Genomic DNA, 18,921 nt, shown 5'->3' with positions numbered 1-18,921 from the left:
GCGGGCCCTCTTCACCCCCTGAGCGCCCCGGCGCCCGAGGATCAGACCGGCAGGCGTCGGAACAGCGGGCGCGGTACATGCCGCAGTGCCGACATCACTACACGCAGTGACCCCGGCACCCACACCGTCTCCGAACGCCGCCGCAGACCCGTCACGATCGCCGCCGCGACCGCATCCGGAGTCGTTGCGAGCGGCGACGCCTCCAGCGGTGCAGCGGCGAACCGTGCCGCGGTGTGCCGCGGTGTCGCGGGCCGGGCCGCCCTTGCCGACCGTACGACGCCGGGGCGTACGACCATCACATGCACCCCCGTGCCGTACAGCGCGTCCCCCAGCCCCTGTGTGAACGCGTCGAGGCCCGCCTTGCTGGACCCGTAGATGAAGTCGGCACGGCGCACGCGTTCGCCGGCCACCGAGGACAGCACCACCAGCGAGCCGTGCCCCTGCTCCTGGAGTGCTCCGGCGCACACCAACCCGGCGGAGACGGCCCCCGTGTAATTCGTCCGGGCGACCCGGACCGCGGAGAGCGGCTCCTCCTCGTCACGCTCCTGGTCGCCCGCGATACCGAAGGCGAGGAGCACCATGTCGATGTCGCCCTCGGTGAAGATCTTGCCGAGGGCGGTCTCGTGGGACTCGGAGTCGAGGGCGTCGAAGTCGACCGTGCGGACATCGGCGCCGCGTGTGCGCAGTTCGGCGGCGGCCGACTCCAGTCCGGGCGAGGGGCGGCCGGCCAGCCAGACCGTACGGGTCCGGCGGGCGATCAGCCTGCGCGCGGTGGCGAGAGCGATCTGAGACGTGCCGCCGAGAACGAGCAGGGACTGCGGGGCACCGAAGGCGTCCTTCACGGAAACACTCCTTGCGGATGAGGGGGCGAGGGGGCGAAGGGGGATGAGAGGGCGGAAGACCGCAGCGGTCAGAGCGACAGGCGGCGCGACAGATCCGAGCGGAACGCACCGTTCGGGTCCAGCTCGGCGCGCAGCGACCGGAATTCGGCCAGTCGTGGATACATCGCGGCCAGCATCTGAGGCCGCAGCCGGGAGTCCTTGGCCAGGCAGACCCGGCCACCGGCCTCCGCCACCTCCTCGTCCAGCGAGTCCAGGAACCCGGCCAGGCCCGGCAGCGCGGCGGGCAGATCGAGGGCGAGCGCCCAGCCGGGCATCGGGAACGACAGCCAGCCCGGGTCGCCTTCGCCGAACCGTTTGAGTACGGCGAGGAACGACGGGCAGCGCCGCCGGGAGATCCGGCGCACGATCCGGCGCAGTGTCTCCTCCTGTCCGTGCCCGACGACGAACTGGTAACGCACGGATCCGCCGCGCCCAGGGATCCGGTTCCAGTGCGGCAGGCAGTCCAGGGGGTGGAAGAACGCGGACAGCTTCTGGAGCTCGCCGATGCGGTACCTGGGGGCGCTGCGGTAGTGGAGCTCGTTGAAGAGGGCGACGGAGGTACGGCCGAGCAGCCCTTCCGGTACGAGCGCGGGTGCGACCGGCAACTGTCCCGGGCGGAACGCGAGCGGTGTGCGCCGGGCGCGCGCCGGGAGCGCATACCGGGGCACGTGCTCCCCTCGGGTGAGTACGGAGCGCCCCGTCGCCCGGCCGCGGGCGAGGAGATCGATCCAGGCGGCCGAATAGCGGTAGCGGTGGTCCCCGGCGGAGAGCCTGGCCAGCAGGTCGTCCAGGTCGACGGTCCGTTCGGTGTCCACCGACATCCAGGAGCTGGTGACCCGGTGGCACCGGAGCGTGGCGGAGAGGATCACGCCCGTCAGACCCAGGCCGCCCGCGGTCGCGTCGAAGAGATCGGTGCCGGGCCGGACCGTACGGATCTCGCCCTCGGCGGTCAGCAGCTTCAGCTCCTGGACGTGCCGCGAGAAGGAGCCGGAGAAGTGATGGTTGCGGCCGTGGACGTCGGCGCCGATCGCGCCGCCCACGGTGACATGACGGGTGGCCGGTGTGACGGCGACGAACCAGCCGAGCGGCAGCAGGACTTCCATCAGCCGGTGCAGGCTGACCCCGGCGTCGCAGACCACCAGGCCGGTCCCGGCGTCGATGGTGCGGATCCGGTTCAGCGCGGTCATGTCGAGGACGGAGCCGCCCGCGTTCTGTGCGGCGTCGCCGTGGGACCGGCCGAGCCCCCGGGCGATGGAACCGCGGGGCCCGCAACCGCGTACCGTCGCCGCCGCCTCCTCGTACGTACGGGGGCGGAAGCGCAGCGCGGTCGTCGGGGCGGTACGGCCCCAGCCGGTCAGGGACACGGTGTCGACAGACATGGTGGTGACCGTATCGCCCGAGAAAACCCTTTCGAGGGATTTGTTACAACACTCACCGATATGGGTGATTGAGGAAGTGGCAGTCCGTACGGCAGCGAAAGGGATGCCGGTTTTCCGTGCCCGGGAGGGTAGTCGTACGTCATGGACTGGCTGAAAAACCTCCCTGTCATCGGGCCGATCGTCTCCCGGCTGATGGCGACGCACGCCTGGCGCTCGTACGAAACGCTGGAACGGGTCCACTGGGCCAGGCTCGCCGCCGCGATCACCTTCATCAGCTTCCTGGCGCTCTTCCCGCTGATCGCGGTCGGTGCGGCGATCGGTGCCGCACTGCTCTCCACCGAGCAGATCCACAAGATCGAGGACAAGATCGCCGAGCAGGTGCCGGGTATCTCCGACCAGCTCGGCATCAGCAATCTTGTCGCTCACGCGGGCACGGTCGGGCTGGTCGCCGGTGCGCTGCTGCTCTTCACCGGCATCGGCTGGATCGGCGCGATGCGGGGCTGTCTGCGCGCCGTGTGGGGCATGGACGACATGGACCTGGGTAATCCGGTCATCCGCAAACTCAAGGACGTCGGGCTGCTCTTCGGACTGGGTGGGGCGGCGCTCGTGACTCTCGCCGTCTCCTCGGCCGGTTCCGTTGCCGTCGGCTGGACCGCCGGTCTGCTGGGCATCTCGGACCACGGCGCGGGCGGTGTGGTGCTGCAGGTGGCCGCCTTGGTCGTGGCGGCCCTCGCCGACTTCCTGCTGCTGCTCTATCTGCTGACGCTGCTGCCCGGCGTCGAGCCCCCGCGGCGCAGGCTACTGGTCGCCGCGGCGATCGGCGCGGTCGGCTTCGAAGTTCTCAAGCTGCTGCTCGGCAGCTATATGAAGGGCATCGCGTCGAAGAGCATGTACGGCGCCTTCGGGGTGCCGGTCGCGCTGCTGCTGTGGATCAACTTCACGGCAAAGCTGCTGCTGTTCTGCGCCGCCTGGACGGCGACGCGGAACAGCAAGGACACCGAGCAGGACTCCGCGGCCGTCAGCGACGGGGGAGGCGGCGCACCAGGTCCGGCAGCGGCCAGCGCCGGTTGACCAGGAACACCCCGCCGGCCAGCAGCACCAGGACGCCTCCGGCGATTCCCAGCGCGATCCCGACGCCCCCGTGGCCGCTGTCGGCGGCAGCGGCCTCGGTGTCGTGCGAGGGGCCGTTTTTGCCCTTGTCCTCCTCGTGCGCCGCCGCGGGACCCTTCCCGGTGCCGGTCCCGGTACTGGCGGACTTCGGGGGCACCAGTTCGCCGACCGGGGTCACCTTGCCGCTCGCGGCGAAGCCCCAGTCGAGGAGGCTGGCGGCTTCCTTGTAGACGGCGTGGCGCTCATTGGACGACGGGTTCATGACGGTGACGAGCAGCACCTTGCCGTTGCGTTCGGCGACACCGGTGAAGGTGTTGCCCGCGTGCGTGGTGTAGCCGTTCTTGACCCCCGCAATGCCCTTGTACGGGTCGACGCCGTCCGCACCGGTGAGCAGCCGGTTGGTGTTCTGGATCTTGAAGCTCTCGCGCTTCCCCTTCTTCTCCGCGCCGGGAAAGTCCGCCTCGGCCGTCGAGCAGTACTCCCGGAAGTCCGCCTTCTGGAGCCCGCTGCGGGCGAACAGCGTCAGGTCGTACGCGCTGGAGACCTGATCGGGCGCGTCGTAACCGTCGGGCGACACCACCTTCGTGTCGAGCGCCTGCAACTCCACGGCGTGTGACTGCATGTCGGCGACGGTCTTGGGGATGCCGCCGTACATCGAGGACAGCACATGCACCGCGTCATTGCCCGAACGCAGGAACACCCCGAGCCACAGGTCGTGGACCGTATAGCTGAGGTTTTCCTTGACGCCGACCAGGCTGCTGCCCTCGCCGAGATCGGCGAGGTCCTCCTCCTGCACCGTGTACGTCCGGGTCTTCGGCTGCAGTCCGGGCATCACGGTGTCCGCGAAGAGCATCTTCAGGGTGGAGGCGGGGGGCAGCCGCCAGTGCGGGTTGTGCGCCGCGAGGACCTCGCCGTTCTCCGCGTCCGCGACGATCCAGGACCTGCCCGTGAGGTCCTTGGGCAGTACCGGGGCGCCGACCCCCAGCTTGACCTGCGTGCCGGTCCGGCCCAGCAGCTCGCCACCGACCCGGGACATACCGGCGGGTGGTTTCGGCCGGTTGGCGGGGGTGTCCTTGTTGACCGCCGATGCCGGACTGACGACAAATGTGGACAACAAGGCGGCAGAAGTGACCGTCAACGCGATCTTTTTCAGAGCAGGCACGGTCGGAAACGTACAGGGCGAAGATATGAATGTGGGTACGGATGGCTTGACCCGCCGTGTGTACCGCCGGGACAGCCCACCCCGGGCGACTTCGCCGGAGCGCGGCGGAGATACTGGGGCCATGAAGCTCAGCCGCCCCGTCTCCTGGTTCCTGCTCGCCTTCGGGGTGTGGAGCTGGTTCATCTGGATCACTTTCGTCAAGAACCTGTGGAAGGACGGCAGCGGACTCGCCTTCGACGACGCGGGTGACCCGACTGCGTACTTCTGGGTTCATCTGCTGCTCGCCATCACGTCCTTTCTCCTGGGGACGGCCGTTGGTGTGATCGGGTTCCGTGGGGTCAGGGCCCTGCGCCGCGAAGATGCATAACAAGCCGTACGACGGGCGGGGGAGCGCAAGTGGCAGTGGCCGGTCTCGCGGTGGCGGCAGTCGTGGTGCTCGCGCTGCTCGTCGGCGTGCACCGCTATCTGTGGCGCCGCTTCGTCGGTGACACGACGGCCGAGGGCAGCGCCCTGCGCCGGACCGGCACGGTGGCCGCCTGGCTCCTGCCGCTGCTGACCATCGGCGCCCTGGTCTCCGGCCGTACGGGTGCGCCCTTCTGGCTCCAGCGGGTGCTGGCCTGGCCGGGGTACCTGTGGCTGGCCGCGCTGCTGTATCTGACGCTGGCTCTGCTGGTGGGCGAGGCGGTACGGCCGATTCTGCGACGGGTGCTCGCGGGCCGTGCGAACGAGTCGAGCCGGTCGAATCGTCCGTCGGTGACGAAAGTGCTCACGCCCGAGGCCGCCGGCGCCCCCGCAGCCCCCGCAGCGGACATCCTCGTCGCCGACGCCCCCGCAGCGGACACCCTCGCCGTCCCCACGCGCCGTCTGTTCGTCGCGCGGGCCGTCGGGGGCGCCGCCGCCGTCGCCGGGCTCGGCACGGTCGGCTACGGCACGTACGGCGTGCTGCGCGGGCCGCGGGTCAAGCGGATCACCGTCCCGCTCGCCAAGCTGCCCCGCTCCGCGCACGGCTTCCGGATCGCCGTCGTCAGCGACATCCACCTCGGCCCGATCCTCGGCCGCGCCCACACCCAGCGGATCGTCGACACGATCAACCGGACCCAGCCGGATCTGGTCGCCGTCGTCGGGGATCTCGTCGACGGAACCGTCGCCGACCTCGGTCCGGCCGCGGAGCCGCTCGCGCAACTGAGTGCCCGCCGGGGCAGTTTCTTCGTCACCGGTAATCACGAGTACTACTCCGGCGCCGCCCAATGGGTTGATCATGTGCGGGAATTGGGTCTTCATCCCTTGGAGAATGCCCGGACCGAGATCGACGGATTCGATCTTGCGGGTGTCAATGACGTTGCCGGGGAGAGCGAGGGGCAGGGGCCCGACTTCGATCGCGCGCTCGGTGACCGGGACCGTACCCGCGCCGCCGTCCTCCTCGCCCACCAGCCCGTCGTCATCCACGATGCCGTCGCCCACGGTGTGGACCTCCAGCTCTCCGGCCACACCCACGGCGGCCAGCTCTGGCCGGGCAATTTCATCGCAGGGCTGGCCAATCCCACCGTCGCCGGGCTCGACCGCTACGGCGACACCCAGCTGTACGTCTCGCGTGGAGCGGGCGCCTGGGGACCGCCCGTACGGGTCGGTGCACCCTCCGACATCACCGTCGTGGAACTCGCCTCCCGGCAGGCCTGACACTCCGTCGATGGCCTGTTACAGACCTTGTTGATCGGCCCAAGGTTTCAAGTGCCGAACAAAAGGCTATGAGTACCAGTTTTGCTCTTCCAGATGTGAAAATCGTGTGATTGGCTGAGCGCGAGCATGCGGTGATGTGCGGATCTGAGCGCAACGCCGAGGTGGGGCTGGTAAGGGAGAGCACGACAATGCGGTCGATCCGGCTACGGATTCTCGCGATTCTCGCGGTTTTGGTCATCGCAGGCGTCGGCGCCTGGCAGCTGCTTCCCTCGGATGAGGTGAAGAAGGACCCGATCGCGGTCGGTACGACGGACGAAGTCACCTCGCTCGACCCGGCGGGTGCGTACGACGCCGGCTCCTGGGCGATGTACAGCAACATCTATCAGTCCCTCATGACGTTCAAGTCCGGGGCGATCGTCCCCGAACCCGACGCCGCGGAGAGCTGTGGGTTCATCGGCCAGAAGCTCCAGACGTACCAGTGCAAGCTGCGCGACGATCTGTCCTTCTCCAACGGCCGCAAGATAACCGCCGCCGATGTCAAGTACTCCATCGAGCGCATGATCAGGATCAAGACGGATGTCGGTCCGTCGGTGCTGTTCCCGAGCCTCAAGAACGTGGTGTCCGAGGGCCGCACCATCACCTTCAACCTCTCCTCGCGCGATGCGACCTTCCCGCAGAAGCTCGCCACGGGAGCCGGTTCGATCGTCGACCGCGAGTCGTACCCGCCGAACAAGCTCCGGGCCGGAAGCACGGTCGACGGCTCGGGCCCCTACATCCTGAAGTCGTACCGTCCGGGCGTCACCGCCGAACTGGTTCCCAACCCCCGGTACAAGGGTGCGCTGAGCAAGACCGGTGTCCCGGTCACCGTGCACTACTTCAAGGAGTCGGACGCACTCCTGGCGGCATGGAAGTCCGGACAGGTCGATGTGACGCACCGCCAGCTTCCGCCGGCCACGCTCGCCGAGCTGAACCCCGGCGACCCCGATCTGCGCGTCACCGAGGCGGACAGCGCCGAGATCCGCAATCTCGTCTTCAACGTCCGCGCCGGCTCCCCGTTCGCCGACAAGAAGGTCCGCCAGGCCATCGCGTCGCTCATCGACCGCGGGCCGCTGGTGACCGACGTCTACAAGGGCACGGTCGAACCGCTCTACTCGCTGATCCCGCAGGGCTACATCGGGCACAGCACACCCTTCTTCGACGCCTACCCCGCGCCCGACCTCGCGCGCGCCAAGAAGCTGATGAAGGAGGCCGGCGTACAGACGCCGCTGCACTTCACCTTCGGCTACCGCGGCGGCGACGAGGCGTACGCGACGGAGACCGCGGAACTGCGCCGCCAGCTGGAGGCGAGCGGCCTGTTCAAGGTCACGGTCAAGGCCGTCGACTGGCAGAAGTTCCAGAAGGAGTACGCGGCCGGCAAGTACGACGCGTACACCGTCGGCTGGCTCCCCGACTACCCCGACCCCGACACCTTCAGCCAGCCGCTGGTGGGCCACAGCAACAGCCTCCACAACGGCTACTCCAGCAAGAAGATGGACGCCCTGATCGGCGCCACGCTGCAGTACAGCGACCGCAGCCGTACCTCGGCGGACTTCAAGGAGCTCCAGGCGCTGGTCGGTGAGGACGTGCCGCTCGTGCCGCTGTGGCAGAAGAAGGACTACGTCGTCAGCACGACCGATGTCTCCGGTTCGCAGTACCTCTCGGACGGCACCGGCCTCTGGCGGCTGTGGGAACTGAAGCGGATCTGACGGTCCGCCGCGCCGGACCCGGCGCGTACGACAGGATCCGAGGGGCGGCCTCCCGGCACTGCAGGGAGGCCGCCCTTCTGCCTGGGGCCTGCCTAGGCCCGACGCTTCGCGGCGCCGGGCAGGAATTCCTCGAGCACTTCGTGAATCTGCCGCACCAGAGGTCGCAGCACCCGGAACCGGGAGAGTGCGATGGCACGGGCACCGATCGGGGCGGAGCGCTCGACCAGGCGGCGGCTGCGTTCGGTGTGCTCCGTCCGGTCGTACACCCAGTAGAGCACCAGACCCATCTGCATCAGCCACATCAACTGCGGCAACAGCTCGGCCAGTTCGGGATCGGTCTTGGCGTCCGAGCCGGCCAGGCACCGCCGGTGGATGGAGATCGCCGCCTCGCGGGCCGCGACCGAATCCGCCGAGAACGGGCTGAGCGGGCTCTCCGGGTCGGCGGCGTTCTTGAAGAACTGGGCGGCGAAGCGGTGGTACGGCTCCGCCACGTCCAGCCACGTGAGCAGGACCCCGCGCATCCGCACCGCGAGGTCCTTGTCGCCGTCCAGGACCGGCTGGACCGCCGCTTCGTGCTCGGCGGCGAGCCGGTCGTAGAAGCCCTGGACGAGGTGTTCCTTGTTCGTGAAGTAGTAGTAGGCGTTCCCGACGGAGACGCCGGCCTCCTGGGCGATGGCCCGCATCGTCGTCTTGTCGTAGCCGCGTTCCTGGAAGAGCCGGAGCGCGGTTTCGAGGATGAGTGTGCGGGTCTGCTCGCTCTTGGGAGCCTTGACTTCCTTCACGTCCTTCGCTTCCTTCACCACAGTCCCGAGGGTATCCGCCCCGGTCAGTCCCCGGATCCGGGGACCGTACAGGCACTGTCCCCGGCGCCGCACGGTGTCGCGGTCAGCGACCGGTACTTCGCGGCGGCGAGCACGGTCGCCCGGGCGAACGGGCGGCCCGCCGGGGTGGTCAGCCAGTGGGATCTGGGCCGGTGTTCGGCCAGCGCCCAGAGGCAGACGATCCATGCGTCGGTCCCGCGGTAGATCTGCCCCCGGTCGCCGATCACGGTGATCTCGGCGAGCGTCCCGGCGTGATCGAGTCCGGGGAAGCAGCGTCGTGCCTCGTCGGAGGCCGCCGGGACGAGGTCGAGCGGGACGAGTTGGCGCTGCTTCAGCAGCCACTGGCGCAGATGGACGCAGAGCGAGCACTGTGCGTCGTACAGCACCGTGAGGCGTTCGACGGACAGTCGCTGCCCGCCTGTTCCGGCCGTCATGGCGCGCTCAGGCCCCGGTGGTGGGTGCGGCCCACGGACCGTTTCCCGGACCTGTCCAGCCCTGCGGCGGTACGGGCGGGGTCTGCTCACGCTCCATCAGTCCCCTGCGGCGGATCTTGTTGAGCACATAGACGTTGCCGAGGTGCAGCACGCCGAGGACGAGCAGGACGACGCCGAGCTTCACCGACAGTGCCTCGAAGAGCCCGCGGGCGTCGGCGACCCCGTCGTCGTTCCTCAGATAGAGGGTGACGAAGCCCAGGTTGACCAGGTAGAAGCCGACCACCAGCAAGTGGTTGACGGCATCGGCGAGTTTCTCGTTCCCGTGCAGCACATCGGCGAGGAACACCCTGCCGTTGCGGCTGAGCGTGCGCGCCACCCAGATGGTGAGCGCCACGCTGATCAGCAGGTAGATGACGTACGCGACAACAGTGAGGTCCATGCCCCACCCTCCCTTGAACGCGTTCAAAAGCTGTTGTCATGGACTGTAGACCTGTCTTTGAACATGTTCAAGCGGGTACCTCGGCGGCTCGTTCTTCCCGTTTGCCGGGCGCCCCGAAGCGCCGTACGCCCGGCACCGCCGCCGTCGCCAGACAGGCGGCGCCGACCGCCACCGCGGCGACGGCCAGGGGGACTTCGGCGCCCCAGGCCGAGGCGGCGAGCGGGGCCAGGGCATATCCGAGCGGCATCGCGCCGAGGGAGAGCAGCCAGTCGTACGAGGTCACGCGGGCCAGGGCGTGCGCGGGCACGGCGGACTGGACCGAGGTCTCCCAGACCGGGTTGAGGAAGCCGAGGCCGGCCTGTGCGATGCCGTACGCGGCGATGGTCACGACAACGGGTGCGTGGACGGCGAGCAGGCCGAGCGGGAGGGCGTACGTGGCGAGGCCCAGGTTGGCGATCAGGACCGGGCGGCGCGGGTGGGCCCGGCCGGCCAGCAGGGAGCCGAGGAGCAGGCCGACCGCGCCGGTCTGGAGGAGGGCGACCCAGACGCCCTTGCCGCCCAGCTCCCGGACGAAGAGCGCCGGACCCACGGTCATCAGGACGGCCGCCGCGCCGTTCCAGACGGCGTGGGCGATCAGGCTCGTCCAGTACCAGTCGCGGCCCCTGACCTCGCTCCAGCCCTCCTTGAGGTCGGTGAGCAAGGAGCGCCGGGGGATGGGTACGTGCCGGACTTTCATGGCGGACAGCAGCGCCGCGCTCACCGCGAAGCTCGCGCCGTCCAGCACGAAGGCCCAGCCCGGGCCCGCGGTGAGGACCAGGGCTCCGGCGAGGGCCGGGCCGCCGAGCCGGGTCGCGCTGTTGACCACCGCCATCAGTGAGTTGGCGCGCAGCAGCCCCGACTCCGCCACGGTGCCGCGGATCAGCGGTGACACGGTCGGCATCGCGAACGCCCCGGCGGCGCCACCGATCGCCTCGGCGAGGGCGATCTGCCAGAGCGCGGGGGAGCCGCCGAGCAGCTCCGCGCCGACGAAGAGCTGGGTCACGCACCGTACGAGATCGGTGGTGAGTGCGACGGTGCGGGCGTTGAAGCGGTCGCCCACGACGCCGCCCAGTGGCAGCAGGAGAAGCTTGGGGATCATCGCGCACCCAAGGACCAGGGCGAGTGCTCCGGTCGATCCTGTGGCCAGATAGACGGCCAGGGAGAGGGCGGTGGGGATGGCGGAGTCGCCGAGGAGGGAGAGGGTGCGTCCGATGAAGAGCAGGCGGAAGGCGCGCGTGCGCAAGGGGTGCGGCATGCGCGTAATCTATTTCGGTATCGAATTATTCGTCAACGAAATATCTTGTACCGAAGCATAGTTGGGGGCCGGGCGTACGCTTTCCCCATGGAGCGACGCGACTGGACCGACGGACATGTGGAGCGCTGGAAGCCCGTCCTTCCCCACCTCGATCCCGATGTCGAGGGCGCGGTGACCCGTATGAAGAAACTCTCCGTCCATCTGCGCCGGGTACGCGAACAGTCCCTGGTCGACTTCGACCTTGACCGCCAGGAGTTCGACACGCTCCACAAGCTGGCCGGACGCGGCGGGAAGGCGGCCCCCTCCGAGCTCGCCGCCGACCTCGACCTCGCGCCCGCCTCCGTCACCGGCCGGCTGGACGCGCTCGAAAGGCGCGGCTTCGTCCGCCGTACGCCCTCCACCACCGACCGCCGACGGGTCGATGTGGAACTCACCGACGAGGGCCGCTCGACCTGGCTGGGCGCGATGGATGTCCTCGGTCACGAGGAGTACCGGCTGCTCGGCGTCCTCGACAAGGACGAACGCACGCTGCTCAACGACATGCTGCGGCGCATCATGGTGGTCGCCGAGGACCGGGGCGGCGCCGAGTGGGACTGAGGCGCGGGGTGCCGGGCGCTCAGCCGGCTTCGTCGTCAGGGTCTTTGACGACGTGATCGGCCGGCTCCGCCCGGAATTCGTCCAGATCCTGCGCCAGGATGCGGCCGGGCATCTCGTTCCACTGCGCGGCCGCCTGCTCCACCGACGAACGGAAGCCGCGCCGCAGGGGGAACGCGGCGACCGGCCGCAGCAGCAGGCGCCCGTGCAGGGTCGGCGTGACATCGACGTACCGTCCGCCCGTCCGGCAGCACGATGTCCCGACCCCGGGCCCGGATGGATTCGGCGAGATCGCAGACCAGCCCGGCGTACGCGTGGAGCCGGTCACGATCCGGCGCGACGACGGTGACGGGGTGCTGGAGGCGGCCCATCCCCGCGGACCGTCAGATGCTCATCGCGCGGGCCGTGTTGAGCTGCGCCATCACCATAGGGAAGGTCTCCGGGCCCATCGCCGGGATCATCGTCGAGTGGTGCCTGCCGCCGCTGGTCACCGAGACCTGGATGAAGCCGGTCGTCTGCTTCTCCTTCATCAGGAGGAAGAGCAGACCGACCAGGCAGAGCAGCGCGAAGACGATCGCGAGCACGATCGCGACCGTCGGGATCTTCTCCTCGGTGCGCGACAGGTCCGTGGCCGTCCACACGGCGCCCTTGAGGGGCATCGTGCCGGCCGGCGTCACGATCTGGTCGTTCATGACGGCGATGTCGCCGAACGTCAGCATCGGCACACCGCCGCCGGGCAGTGCGCCCGGCTGCTGCGGGAAGCCGTAACCGGGCATGGTCGGCTGGGCCGCCTGGCCCTGCGGGTAGCCGTAACCGGGGCCGGGCTGGGCCGCGGAATCGGGCAGCTGCTGCGGGTAGCCGTAGGCCGGCGCGCCCGAGCCGGGCGGGCCATGCCCCTGGCCGTCCGCGACGGTGGGCGGATTGCCCGGCTGCTGGGGAGGCCCCCACTTGTATGAGTCGTCCGCGTACGGATTCGGATCGCTCAACGTTCCCCGCTTTCGATCAAGCCTGTGCGCCCCGTGCCTTGCTGCGCCGGAGGCGGCGAACCGGTGTCCGGTTCCGCATGACCGTACCGTCAAGACCCGAGCGATGCAGCAAGAGGCCCCGCTTCCCGCAGTGTTCGTGCGGAGAACGGGGCCTCGGATGCAACCGGTGCGCCGGTGGCGGTCAGAAGCGGCGCGTGATCAGCGCCCGCTTGACCTCCTGGATCGCCTTGGTGACCTCGATGCCACGCGGGCAGGCGTCCGTGCAGTTGAAGGTGGTGCGGCAACGCCACACACCGTCACGGTCGTTGAGGATCTCCAGACGCTGCTCGCCGCCCTCGTCACGCGAGTCGAAGATGAAGCGGTGCGCATTGACGATCGCCGCCGGGCCGAAGTACTGGCCGTCGTTCCAGAACACCGGGCACGAGGACGTGCACGCGGCGCACAGGATGCACTTGGTGGTGTCGTCGAATCGCTCGCGGTCCTCGGCGGACTGCAGACGCTCGCGGGTCGGCTCGTTCCCCTTGGTGATGAGGAAGGGCATGACATCGCGGTACGCCTGGAAGAACGGGTCCATGTCGACCACGAGGTCCTTGAGGACCGTGAGGCCCTTGATGGCCTCGACCGTGATCGGCTTCTCCGGGTTGATGTCCTTGATCAGCGTCTTGCAGGCGAGCCTGTTCTTGCCGTTGATCCGCATCGCGTCGGAGCCGCAGATGCCGTGCGCGCAGGAGCGACGGAACGTCAGCGTGCCGTCGACCTCCCACTTGATCTTGTGAAGGGCGTCGAGAACACGCTCCTTCGGGTCGATCTCGATCTGGAAGTCCTGCCACTGGGCCTCGTCGGAGACCTCGGGGTTGAAGCGGCGGATCCGGAAGGTGACCGTGATGTACGGGGAGGCGGCGGACTCCGCTTCCACCTTGTCCATAGTCGGGGTAGCCATCAGTACTTACGCTCCATCGGCTGGTAGCGGGTCTGGACGACCGGCTTGTAGTCGAGCCGGATCGACTCGGTGCCGTCGTCGGCGACCTCGCGGTACGCCATGGTGTGGCGCATGAAGTTGACGTCGTCGCGGTTCGGGTAGTCCTCGCGGTAGTGACCGCCGCGGGACTCCTTACGGGCCAGCGCGGAGGTCGCCATGACCTCGGCAAGGTCGAGCAGGTTGCCCAGCTCGATGGCCTCCAGGAGGTCCGTGTTGAACCGCTTGCCCTTGTCCTGGATGGACACGTTGAGGTAGCGCTTGCGCAGCTCGGCGATCTTGTCGACGGCCGTCTTGATGGTCTGCTCGGTACGGAACACCATCACGTTGGCGTCCATGCACTCCTGCAGCTCCAGACGGATCGTCGAGACCCGCTCGGTGCCCGTCGAGTTGCGCAGCCGCTCGACCTGGTCGACGACCATCTGCGCCGGGTTCTCGGGAAGCTCGACGAAGTCGTTCTTCGCGGAGTACTCGGCGGCGGCGATGCCCGAGCGGCGTCCGAAGACGTTGATGTCGAGCAGCGAGTTGGTGCCCAGACGGTTGGCGCCGTGCACCGAGACGCACGCGACCTCGCCGGCGGCGTACAGGCCCGGGACGACGGTGGTGTTGTCGGCCAGCACCTCGCCCTCGACGTTGGTCGGGATGCCGCCCATGGCGTAGTGCGCGGTCGGCTGGATCGGAATCGGGTCCGTGTAGGGCTCGATGCCGAGGTACGTACGCGCGAACTCGGTGATGTCCGGGAGCTTGGCGTCCAGCTGCTCCGGCGGCAGGTGCGTGAGGTCGAGGTAGACGTGGTCGCCCTCGGGACCGCAGCCGCGGCCCTCACGGATCTCCGTGTAGATGGAGCGGGACACGACGTCACGGGAGGCGAGGTCCTTCATGACGGGCGCGTACTTCTCCATGAAGCGCTCGCCGTCCTTGTTGCGGAGGATGCCGCCCTCACCACGGGCGCCCTCCGTCAGCAGGATGCCCATGCGCCAGATGCCCGTCGGGTGGAACTGGAAGAACTCCATGTCCTCCAGCGGCAGGCCGCGGCGCCAGGCGGCGGCCTGGCCGTCACCGGTCAGGGTGTGCGCGTTGGACGTCACCTTGAAGAACTTGCCGGTGCCGCCGGAGGCGAAGATGATCGCCTTCGCCTGGAAGACGTGGATCTCGCCGGTCGCCAGCTCGTACGCGACGACGCCCGCGGACTTCTTCAGCCCGGTCTCGGGGTCCTCCTGGAGCAGGAGGTCCAGGACGTAGAACTCGTTGAAGAACTCCACGCCCTCCTTGACGCAGTTCTGGTAGAGCGTCTGGAGGATCATGTGGCCGGTGCGGTCCGAGGCGTAGCAGGACCGGCGGACCGGGGCCTCGCCGTGGTTACGGCTGTGGCCGCCGAAGCGACGCTGGTCGATCTTGCCCTCGGGCGTGCGGTTGAACGGCAGGCCCATCTTCTCCAGGTCGAGAACGGAGTCGATGGCCTCCTTCGCCAGGATCTCGGCGGCGTCCTGGTCGACCAGGTAGTCGCCACCCTTGATCGTGTCGAAGGTGTGCCACTCCCAGTTGTCCTCTTCCACGTTGGCGAGCGCGGCGGCCATGCCGCCCTGCGCGGCGCCCGTGTGGGAGCGGGTCGGGTAGAGCTTCGTGAGCACGGCGGTACGGCTGCGCTTCGTGGACTCGATGGCCGCGCGCATGCCGGCGCCGCCGGCGCCGACGATGACGGTGTCGTACTTGTGGATCTGCATGATTTCCTCTGGTCCCTCTGGCCCGGCGCCTAGCGGATGTTCGGGTCGAAGGTGAAGATCACCAGCGTGCCCAGCAGGACGGTGAACACCGTGGCGGTGTACAGCAGCATCTTCAGCCAGAAGCGGGTGTTGTCCCGTTCGGCGTAGTCGTTGATGACCGTACGGAGGCCGTTGGCGCCGTGCAGCATGGCCAGCCACAGCATCGCCAGGTCCCAGACCTGCCAGAACGGCGAGGCCCAGCGGCCCGCCACGAAGGCGAAGCCGATCTTGGAGACGCCGCCGTCCAGCACCAGCTGGATCAGCAGGTGGCCCAGGACCAGGACGACCAGGACGATGCCCGACAGGCGCATGAAGAGCCAGGCGTACATCTCGAAGTTGGTGCGCGAACCCTTGGGGGTCTTGCCGGTCCGCTTGCGCGGCGGCTCGATGACCGGAGCCGGGTGGTCGACGTCGTAGAGGCGGACGCCCTCGACGGAGCCGATCGCGGCGGAGGACTCGGTGGACATTGGCCTCAGCTCCCGAAGACTTCGCGTACGGCGTGGCCGAGGACGGGGTACAGGGCCCCGACCATCAGCACGACCCAGACACCCACGACGGACCAGAGCATCTGCTTCTGGTAGCGCGGGCCCTTGGCCCAGAAGTCCACGGCGACGATGCGGAGACCGTTCAGCGCGTGGAAGAGAATGGCGGCCACCAGGCCGTATTCGAGGAGCGCGACGATCGGCGTCTTGTACGTGGCCACGACGTCGTCGTAGGCCTCGGGGGAAACGCGGACGAGAGCGGTGTCCAGGACGTGTACGAACAGGAAGAAGAAAATGAGGACACCGGTGACTCGATGAGCCACCCAGGACCACATGCCTTCCCGGCCGCGGTACAGCGTTCCAGCCGGCACGGAAGAACCCTCCGGGAGCGGGGATTGGGGCCGGCCGGCTTGACTGTCGGTCTGACCCGGCCGGGTACGGTCCACCGGCCCCGGCCATCGTAGCGACGCTTTGTCGGTTCGTTCGCGCGGGGGCCTCTGGTGTGATCAAAGTGGCAATCAAACAGCCACGGACGGGCTAGAACGGACTGGTCGACAGGGCTGACCGGCACCGTTCCGTTATGAACCCGATACCAGCTCGATGATGCGGCCCCGGGCGAGTCGCCGCATCTCGTCCGCGGTGACCACCCGCTCCTGGTCGGGGTCGTGGGCCAGCCTGGCCCGGATTCCGGCGAGTACCTGGTCCGGCTGTTCGGCAGGCTCGAATCCGTCCAGGCAGATCACGAAGACATGACCGAAGCGGCACTCGTACGCCGCGTGCGCGGCCCGGAGCGCCAGATGGGCGGAGTACGGCGCGGCGTGGTGCAGTCCGGGGGAGACCTCGGCGGCGAGTGCCTCGGCGAGATCCGGCGGGGGCAGGTCGTAGCCCGCCTCGTCGGCGGCGGCCAGCAGTGCGTCCAGGTCGGGGTACGGGCGGTGGGCGGCCACCCGCACGGCCCAGCGCCGGCTGCCGCAGCAGTTCAGCAGGGCGGCCTCGGCCTCGGCGGATGGTGCGGTGTTGAAGCGGTCGAGTTCCGGGGCGTCGGCCCGGTCCTGTGCCGGACCGGCGTTCTGGACGGGTACGGCCGTCCGGGTGGCCGGTCGCCGCAGTCGCTTCGGGAGGCCGGCGTGGGACTCGCTGGACCTGGACAGCGTGGGGCTCCTCGAATCAACGGCATCTGTGAGCCTGGAGTGGGGCGGGACGGGTGAGACCAGGCGGATGCAGGGTGAAGGGAGAGACGAATGTGCCTCAAAGGTAGCGAGGCCGGGCAACGGTCGTCCGACGGATGCGCGAACTTCACCCGGACGGGAGAGTTTCGGAACATCTGCTGGACCGCATTTCAAGGAGATTGCCCGGCTATCTCCTGACTTATGCTCTATTTCCCATCGATACCGGAGGTTTCTGACCGATGTCGCCCTCACGCGGCGCTCTTGTGGCCGGTGCGGTCCTCACCGCGGCGGCTGCCGCGACGATCGCCGTCGTCGTCTGGCCGGAAAGCTCCGACAGCGGACTCGCGGGGGAGTCGGAGTCCCGCACTTCCTCGCGCGCCTCGGCCGCCCCCTCGCCGACCCGGAGCTACCCGCTCTCCACTCCGCCCCGCACCATCCCCGCCGTACGCGAACACATTGCCGCCCGCGGCCCCGGCTGGCGGCCCGGCCCGGCCGCCGGGGTCGTGATCGCCGACGGCAGCGGGACGCTCGCGGACGAGGGTCAGCTGCTCGCCAGGGAACTGAAGATCCGCTACCGGGGTGACGTCCCCGCCCGCGCGGGCGATGTGGAGCTGGCCCTCACTCCCGGCAAGGGCACCCCGGAGTCGTACACCCTCAGAACGCACGACGGACGGGTCACGATCAGCGGCCCCGACCAGGCCGGTGTCTTCTACGGAACCCGAACCCTGAAGCAGTCGGTGCGCGCCGACGGCGAAATGCCCGAGGGCGAGGTACGCGACCGCCCCGACCGGCCGCAGCGTGGCCTCAACCTCGACATCGCCCGCAAGTACTACACCGTCGCCTGGATCGAGGACCGGCTGCGCGAGATGGCCGACCTCAAGCTCAACCAGCTCGGCCTGCACTTCTCCGACGACCAGGCGTTCCGTATCCAGTCCGACACGCACCCCGAAGTGGTCTCGCCGCAGCACCTCACCAAGGCGGAGGTGCGGCAGATCCTCGGACTCGCGGGCCGGCTGCACATCGAGGTCGTCCCCGAGATCGACTCCCCCGGCCATCTGGGCGCGGTCCTGCGCGCCCACCCCGACCTCCAGCTGCGCAATGCGTCGGGTGTGCGCTCGACCGGATCGCTCGACATCTCCGATCCGGGGGCGGCGAAGCTCATCGATGAACTCCTCGGTGAGTTCACCGAGTTGTTCGGCGGTCGGTACTGGCATCTCGGCGCCGACGAGTACCGCGCCCTGATGGCGAAGGACCCGGCCGCCTCGTACCCGCAGCTGCAACGCGCCGCCCAGCAGAAATACGGACCACAGGCCGGCATCAAGGACCTCGCCACCGGCTGGCTCAACGACCGCGCGGCGGTGGTGCGCCCGCACGGCAAGCAGCCCAAGGCCTGGAACGACGGCTTCTTCCGCGACGGAGTCGTCCATGCCGACAAGGACATCGAGGTCGAGTACTGGACGGGCAAGGAGTACGGCGCCCGGCTGCCGGAGGAGTATCTGCGCGAGGGACGACGCGTGGTGAACCTCAACGACGAGTTCCTCTATTACGTACTCGGTCAGCCCAACAACTTCGTCTACCCCACGGGCAAGCGGATCTACGAGCAGTGGACCCCACTCGTCCTGCGCGGCACCCAGCCTGTCCCGGCGCGCTACTCCGGCCAGATCCTGGGCGGCCGGTTCGCGGTCTGGGGCGACCTCCCGCTGGCGCAGACCCCGGCGCAGGTGGCGCAGGGCATCCGGATGCCGCTGCGGGCGACGGCCCAGAAGCTGTGGAACCCGGGCAAACCGGCGCTGAGCTGGGATCAGTTCCGGGCACTGGCCGCGCGGATCGACGGGGTGGGCTGAGCGGGGCGGACCGGATTCCCCGTGGACAGGGCGGTGGGCCGAGGTTACGTTCGCATGCCGCGCGCTCCGGGGAGACGCGCGCGTTCCTGCGTTCCTGGCTCAGAACCCTGGGGGGTTTCACATCGTGCTGTGCTCCACCTGTCGTCTCAGACCGCCGGTCACCGC

20 protein-coding genes are annotated in these 18,921 nt (G+C 68.9%); 6 read left to right on the top strand and 14 right to left on the bottom strand.

The window, feature by feature from the left end:
* Positions 1-41: 41 nt before the first annotated feature.
* Entirely contained in the window at positions 42-842 is an 801-nt protein-coding gene (locus OG609_RS15660) for a decaprenylphospho-beta-D-erythro-pentofuranosid-2-ulose 2-reductase (protein ID WP_327273395.1), read from the bottom strand.
* A gap of 68 nt (positions 843-910) precedes the next feature.
* Entirely contained in the window at positions 911-2,260 is a 1,350-nt protein-coding gene (locus tag OG609_RS15655; RefSeq protein ID WP_327273394.1) for an FAD-binding oxidoreductase, read from the bottom strand.
* Positions 2,261-2,401: 141 nt separating this feature from the next.
* Between OG609_RS15655 and OG609_RS15650 the strand changes: the two genes are divergently transcribed.
* The gene (locus OG609_RS15650; RefSeq protein WP_327273393.1) at positions 2,402-3,331 is read left to right on the top strand and encodes a YihY/virulence factor BrkB family protein; all 930 of its coding nucleotides are present in this window, start codon (positions 2,402-2,404) and stop codon (positions 3,329-3,331) included.
* On the opposite strand, the gene OG609_RS15645 is transcribed toward OG609_RS15650, so the two are convergent.
* Positions 3,279-4,532 carry a D-alanyl-D-alanine carboxypeptidase family protein gene (locus tag OG609_RS15645; protein WP_327273392.1) on the bottom strand — a complete coding sequence of 418 codons (1,254 nt, stop codon included), beginning with the start codon at positions 4,530-4,532 and terminating at the stop codon, positions 3,279-3,281. The genes OG609_RS15650 and OG609_RS15645 overlap by 53 nt on opposite strands.
* A gap of 121 nt (positions 4,533-4,653) precedes the next feature.
* Here OG609_RS15645 and OG609_RS15640 point away from each other — a divergent pair, with 121 nt between their 5' ends.
* From OG609_RS15640 to OG609_RS15630, 3 genes are all read left to right on the top strand, one after another.
* Positions 4,654-4,899, top strand: a complete 246-nt coding sequence (locus tag OG609_RS15640; protein ID WP_327273391.1) for an SCO4848 family membrane protein — start codon at positions 4,654-4,656, stop codon at positions 4,897-4,899.
* Between the two features lie 29 nt (positions 4,900-4,928).
* On the top strand, positions 4,929-6,209 hold the full coding sequence (locus tag OG609_RS15635) for a metallophosphoesterase (RefSeq protein WP_327273390.1): 1,281 nt from the start codon (positions 4,929-4,931) through the stop codon (positions 6,207-6,209).
* A gap of 188 nt (positions 6,210-6,397) precedes the next feature.
* Positions 6,398-7,954, top strand: coding sequence for an ABC transporter substrate-binding protein (locus OG609_RS15630; RefSeq protein ID WP_327278066.1), 1,557 nt, complete (start codon positions 6,398-6,400; stop codon positions 7,952-7,954).
* A 92-nt stretch (positions 7,955-8,046) separates the two neighbouring features.
* Here OG609_RS15630 and OG609_RS15625 read toward each other — a convergent pair whose 3' ends face one another.
* The 4 genes from OG609_RS15625 to OG609_RS15610 form a co-directional block, all read right to left on the bottom strand.
* Positions 8,047-8,757, bottom strand: a complete 711-nt coding sequence (locus OG609_RS15625) for a TetR/AcrR family transcriptional regulator (protein ID WP_327273389.1) — start codon at positions 8,755-8,757, stop codon at positions 8,047-8,049.
* Positions 8,758-8,780: 23 nt separating this feature from the next.
* Positions 8,781-9,209 (bottom strand): thiol-disulfide oxidoreductase DCC family protein, encoded by a 429-nt coding sequence (locus OG609_RS15620; RefSeq protein ID WP_327273388.1) that lies wholly within the window; start codon positions 9,207-9,209, stop codon positions 8,781-8,783.
* Between the two features lie 7 nt (positions 9,210-9,216).
* Positions 9,217-9,648, bottom strand: a complete 432-nt coding sequence (locus OG609_RS15615) for a hypothetical protein (protein ID WP_327273387.1) — start codon at positions 9,646-9,648, stop codon at positions 9,217-9,219.
* Between the two features lie 67 nt (positions 9,649-9,715).
* Positions 9,716-10,942, bottom strand: a complete 1,227-nt coding sequence (locus OG609_RS15610) for an MFS transporter (RefSeq protein WP_327273386.1) — start codon at positions 10,940-10,942, stop codon at positions 9,716-9,718.
* A gap of 87 nt (positions 10,943-11,029) precedes the next feature.
* Here OG609_RS15610 and OG609_RS15605 point away from each other — a divergent pair, with 87 nt between their 5' ends.
* Positions 11,030-11,539, top strand: coding sequence for a MarR family winged helix-turn-helix transcriptional regulator (locus OG609_RS15605; RefSeq protein WP_114246209.1), 510 nt, complete (start codon positions 11,030-11,032; stop codon positions 11,537-11,539).
* A 19-nt stretch (positions 11,540-11,558) separates the two neighbouring features.
* On the opposite strand, the gene OG609_RS15600 is transcribed toward OG609_RS15605, so the two are convergent.
* The 7 genes from OG609_RS15600 to OG609_RS15570 all read right to left on the bottom strand — a co-directional run bounded on the left by OG609_RS15600 (position 11,559) and on the right by OG609_RS15570 (position 16,852).
* Complete coding sequence (locus OG609_RS15600) at positions 11,559-11,864, bottom strand: hypothetical protein (RefSeq protein ID WP_327273385.1); 306 nt, start codon at positions 11,862-11,864, stop codon at positions 11,559-11,561.
* 55 nt (positions 11,865-11,919) lie between these two features.
* Positions 11,920-12,522 carry a hypothetical protein gene (locus OG609_RS15595; RefSeq protein WP_327273384.1) on the bottom strand — a complete coding sequence of 201 codons (603 nt, stop codon included), beginning with the start codon at positions 12,520-12,522 and terminating at the stop codon, positions 11,920-11,922.
* Between the two features lie 181 nt (positions 12,523-12,703).
* Complete coding sequence (locus tag OG609_RS15590) at positions 12,704-13,462, bottom strand: succinate dehydrogenase iron-sulfur subunit (protein ID WP_327273383.1); 759 nt, start codon at positions 13,460-13,462, stop codon at positions 12,704-12,706.
* The gene (gene sdhA / locus OG609_RS15585; protein ID WP_327273382.1) at positions 13,462-15,222 is read right to left on the bottom strand and encodes a succinate dehydrogenase flavoprotein subunit; all 1,761 of its coding nucleotides are present in this window, start codon (positions 15,220-15,222) and stop codon (positions 13,462-13,464) included. Before sdhA ends, OG609_RS15590 begins: the two co-directional genes overlap by 1 nt.
* 29 nt (positions 15,223-15,251) lie before the next feature.
* Positions 15,252-15,728: a succinate dehydrogenase hydrophobic membrane anchor subunit gene (locus OG609_RS15580; RefSeq protein ID WP_327273381.1), complete on the bottom strand. Its 477-nt coding sequence runs from the start codon at positions 15,726-15,728 to the stop codon at positions 15,252-15,254.
* A gap of 5 nt (positions 15,729-15,733) precedes the next feature.
* Positions 15,734-16,114, bottom strand: a complete 381-nt coding sequence (gene sdhC / locus OG609_RS15575) for a succinate dehydrogenase, cytochrome b556 subunit (protein ID WP_093900148.1) — start codon at positions 16,112-16,114, stop codon at positions 15,734-15,736.
* 207 nt (positions 16,115-16,321) lie between these two features.
* Positions 16,322-16,852, bottom strand: coding sequence for a 2-oxo-4-hydroxy-4-carboxy-5-ureidoimidazoline decarboxylase (locus OG609_RS15570; protein ID WP_327278065.1), 531 nt, complete (start codon positions 16,850-16,852; stop codon positions 16,322-16,324).
* Positions 16,853-17,151: 299 nt separating this feature from the next.
* Here OG609_RS15570 and OG609_RS15565 point away from each other — a divergent pair, with 299 nt between their 5' ends.
* On the top strand, positions 17,152-18,756 hold the full coding sequence (locus OG609_RS15565; RefSeq protein WP_327273380.1) for a beta-N-acetylhexosaminidase: 1,605 nt from the start codon (positions 17,152-17,154) through the stop codon (positions 18,754-18,756).
* Positions 18,757-18,921: the final 165 nt, after the last annotated feature.

Origin of the sequence: Streptomyces sp. NBC_01224, from assembly GCF_036002945.1 — a bacterium.
In the GTDB taxonomy this organism is placed as follows: Bacteria; Actinomycetota; Actinomycetes; order Streptomycetales; family Streptomycetaceae; genus Streptomyces.
The sequence above is the reverse complement of the archived record's forward strand: the minus strand, read 5'-3'. Positions and strand labels throughout refer to the sequence as shown.

Bases quoted from the DNA above. Each gene is read 5' to 3' on its own strand.
- OG609_RS15655 (WP_327273394.1), bottom strand. From the start codon at position 2,260: ATGTCTGTCGACACCGTGTCCCTGACCGGCTGGGGCCGTACCGCCCCG.
- OG609_RS15650 (WP_327273393.1), top strand. From the start codon at position 2,402: ATGGACTGGCTGAAAAACCTCCCTGTCATCGGGCCGATCGTCTCCCGG.
- OG609_RS15640 (WP_327273391.1), top strand. From the start codon at position 4,654: ATGAAGCTCAGCCGCCCCGTCTCCTGGTTCCTGCTCGCCTTCGGGGTG.
- OG609_RS15630 (WP_327278066.1), top strand. From the start codon at position 6,398: ATGCGGTCGATCCGGCTACGGATTCTCGCGATTCTCGCGGTTTTGGTC.
- OG609_RS15620 (WP_327273388.1), bottom strand. From the start codon at position 9,209: ATGACGGCCGGAACAGGCGGGCAGCGACTGTCCGTCGAACGCCTCACG.
- OG609_RS15615 (WP_327273387.1), bottom strand. From the start codon at position 9,648: ATGGACCTCACTGTTGTCGCGTACGTCATCTACCTGCTGATCAGCGTG.
- OG609_RS15610 (WP_327273386.1), bottom strand. From the start codon at position 10,942: ATGCCGCACCCCTTGCGCACGCGCGCCTTCCGCCTGCTCTTCATCGGA.
- OG609_RS15605 (WP_114246209.1), top strand. From the start codon at position 11,030: ATGGAGCGACGCGACTGGACCGACGGACATGTGGAGCGCTGGAAGCCC.
- OG609_RS15590 (WP_327273383.1), bottom strand. From the start codon at position 13,462: ATGGCTACCCCGACTATGGACAAGGTGGAAGCGGAGTCCGCCGCCTCC.
- sdhA (WP_327273382.1), bottom strand. From the start codon at position 15,222: ATGCAGATCCACAAGTACGACACCGTCATCGTCGGCGCCGGCGGCGCC.
- OG609_RS15580 (WP_327273381.1), bottom strand. From the start codon at position 15,728: ATGTCCACCGAGTCCTCCGCCGCGATCGGCTCCGTCGAGGGCGTCCGC.
- OG609_RS15565 (WP_327273380.1), top strand. From the start codon at position 17,152: ATGTCGCCCTCACGCGGCGCTCTTGTGGCCGGTGCGGTCCTCACCGCG.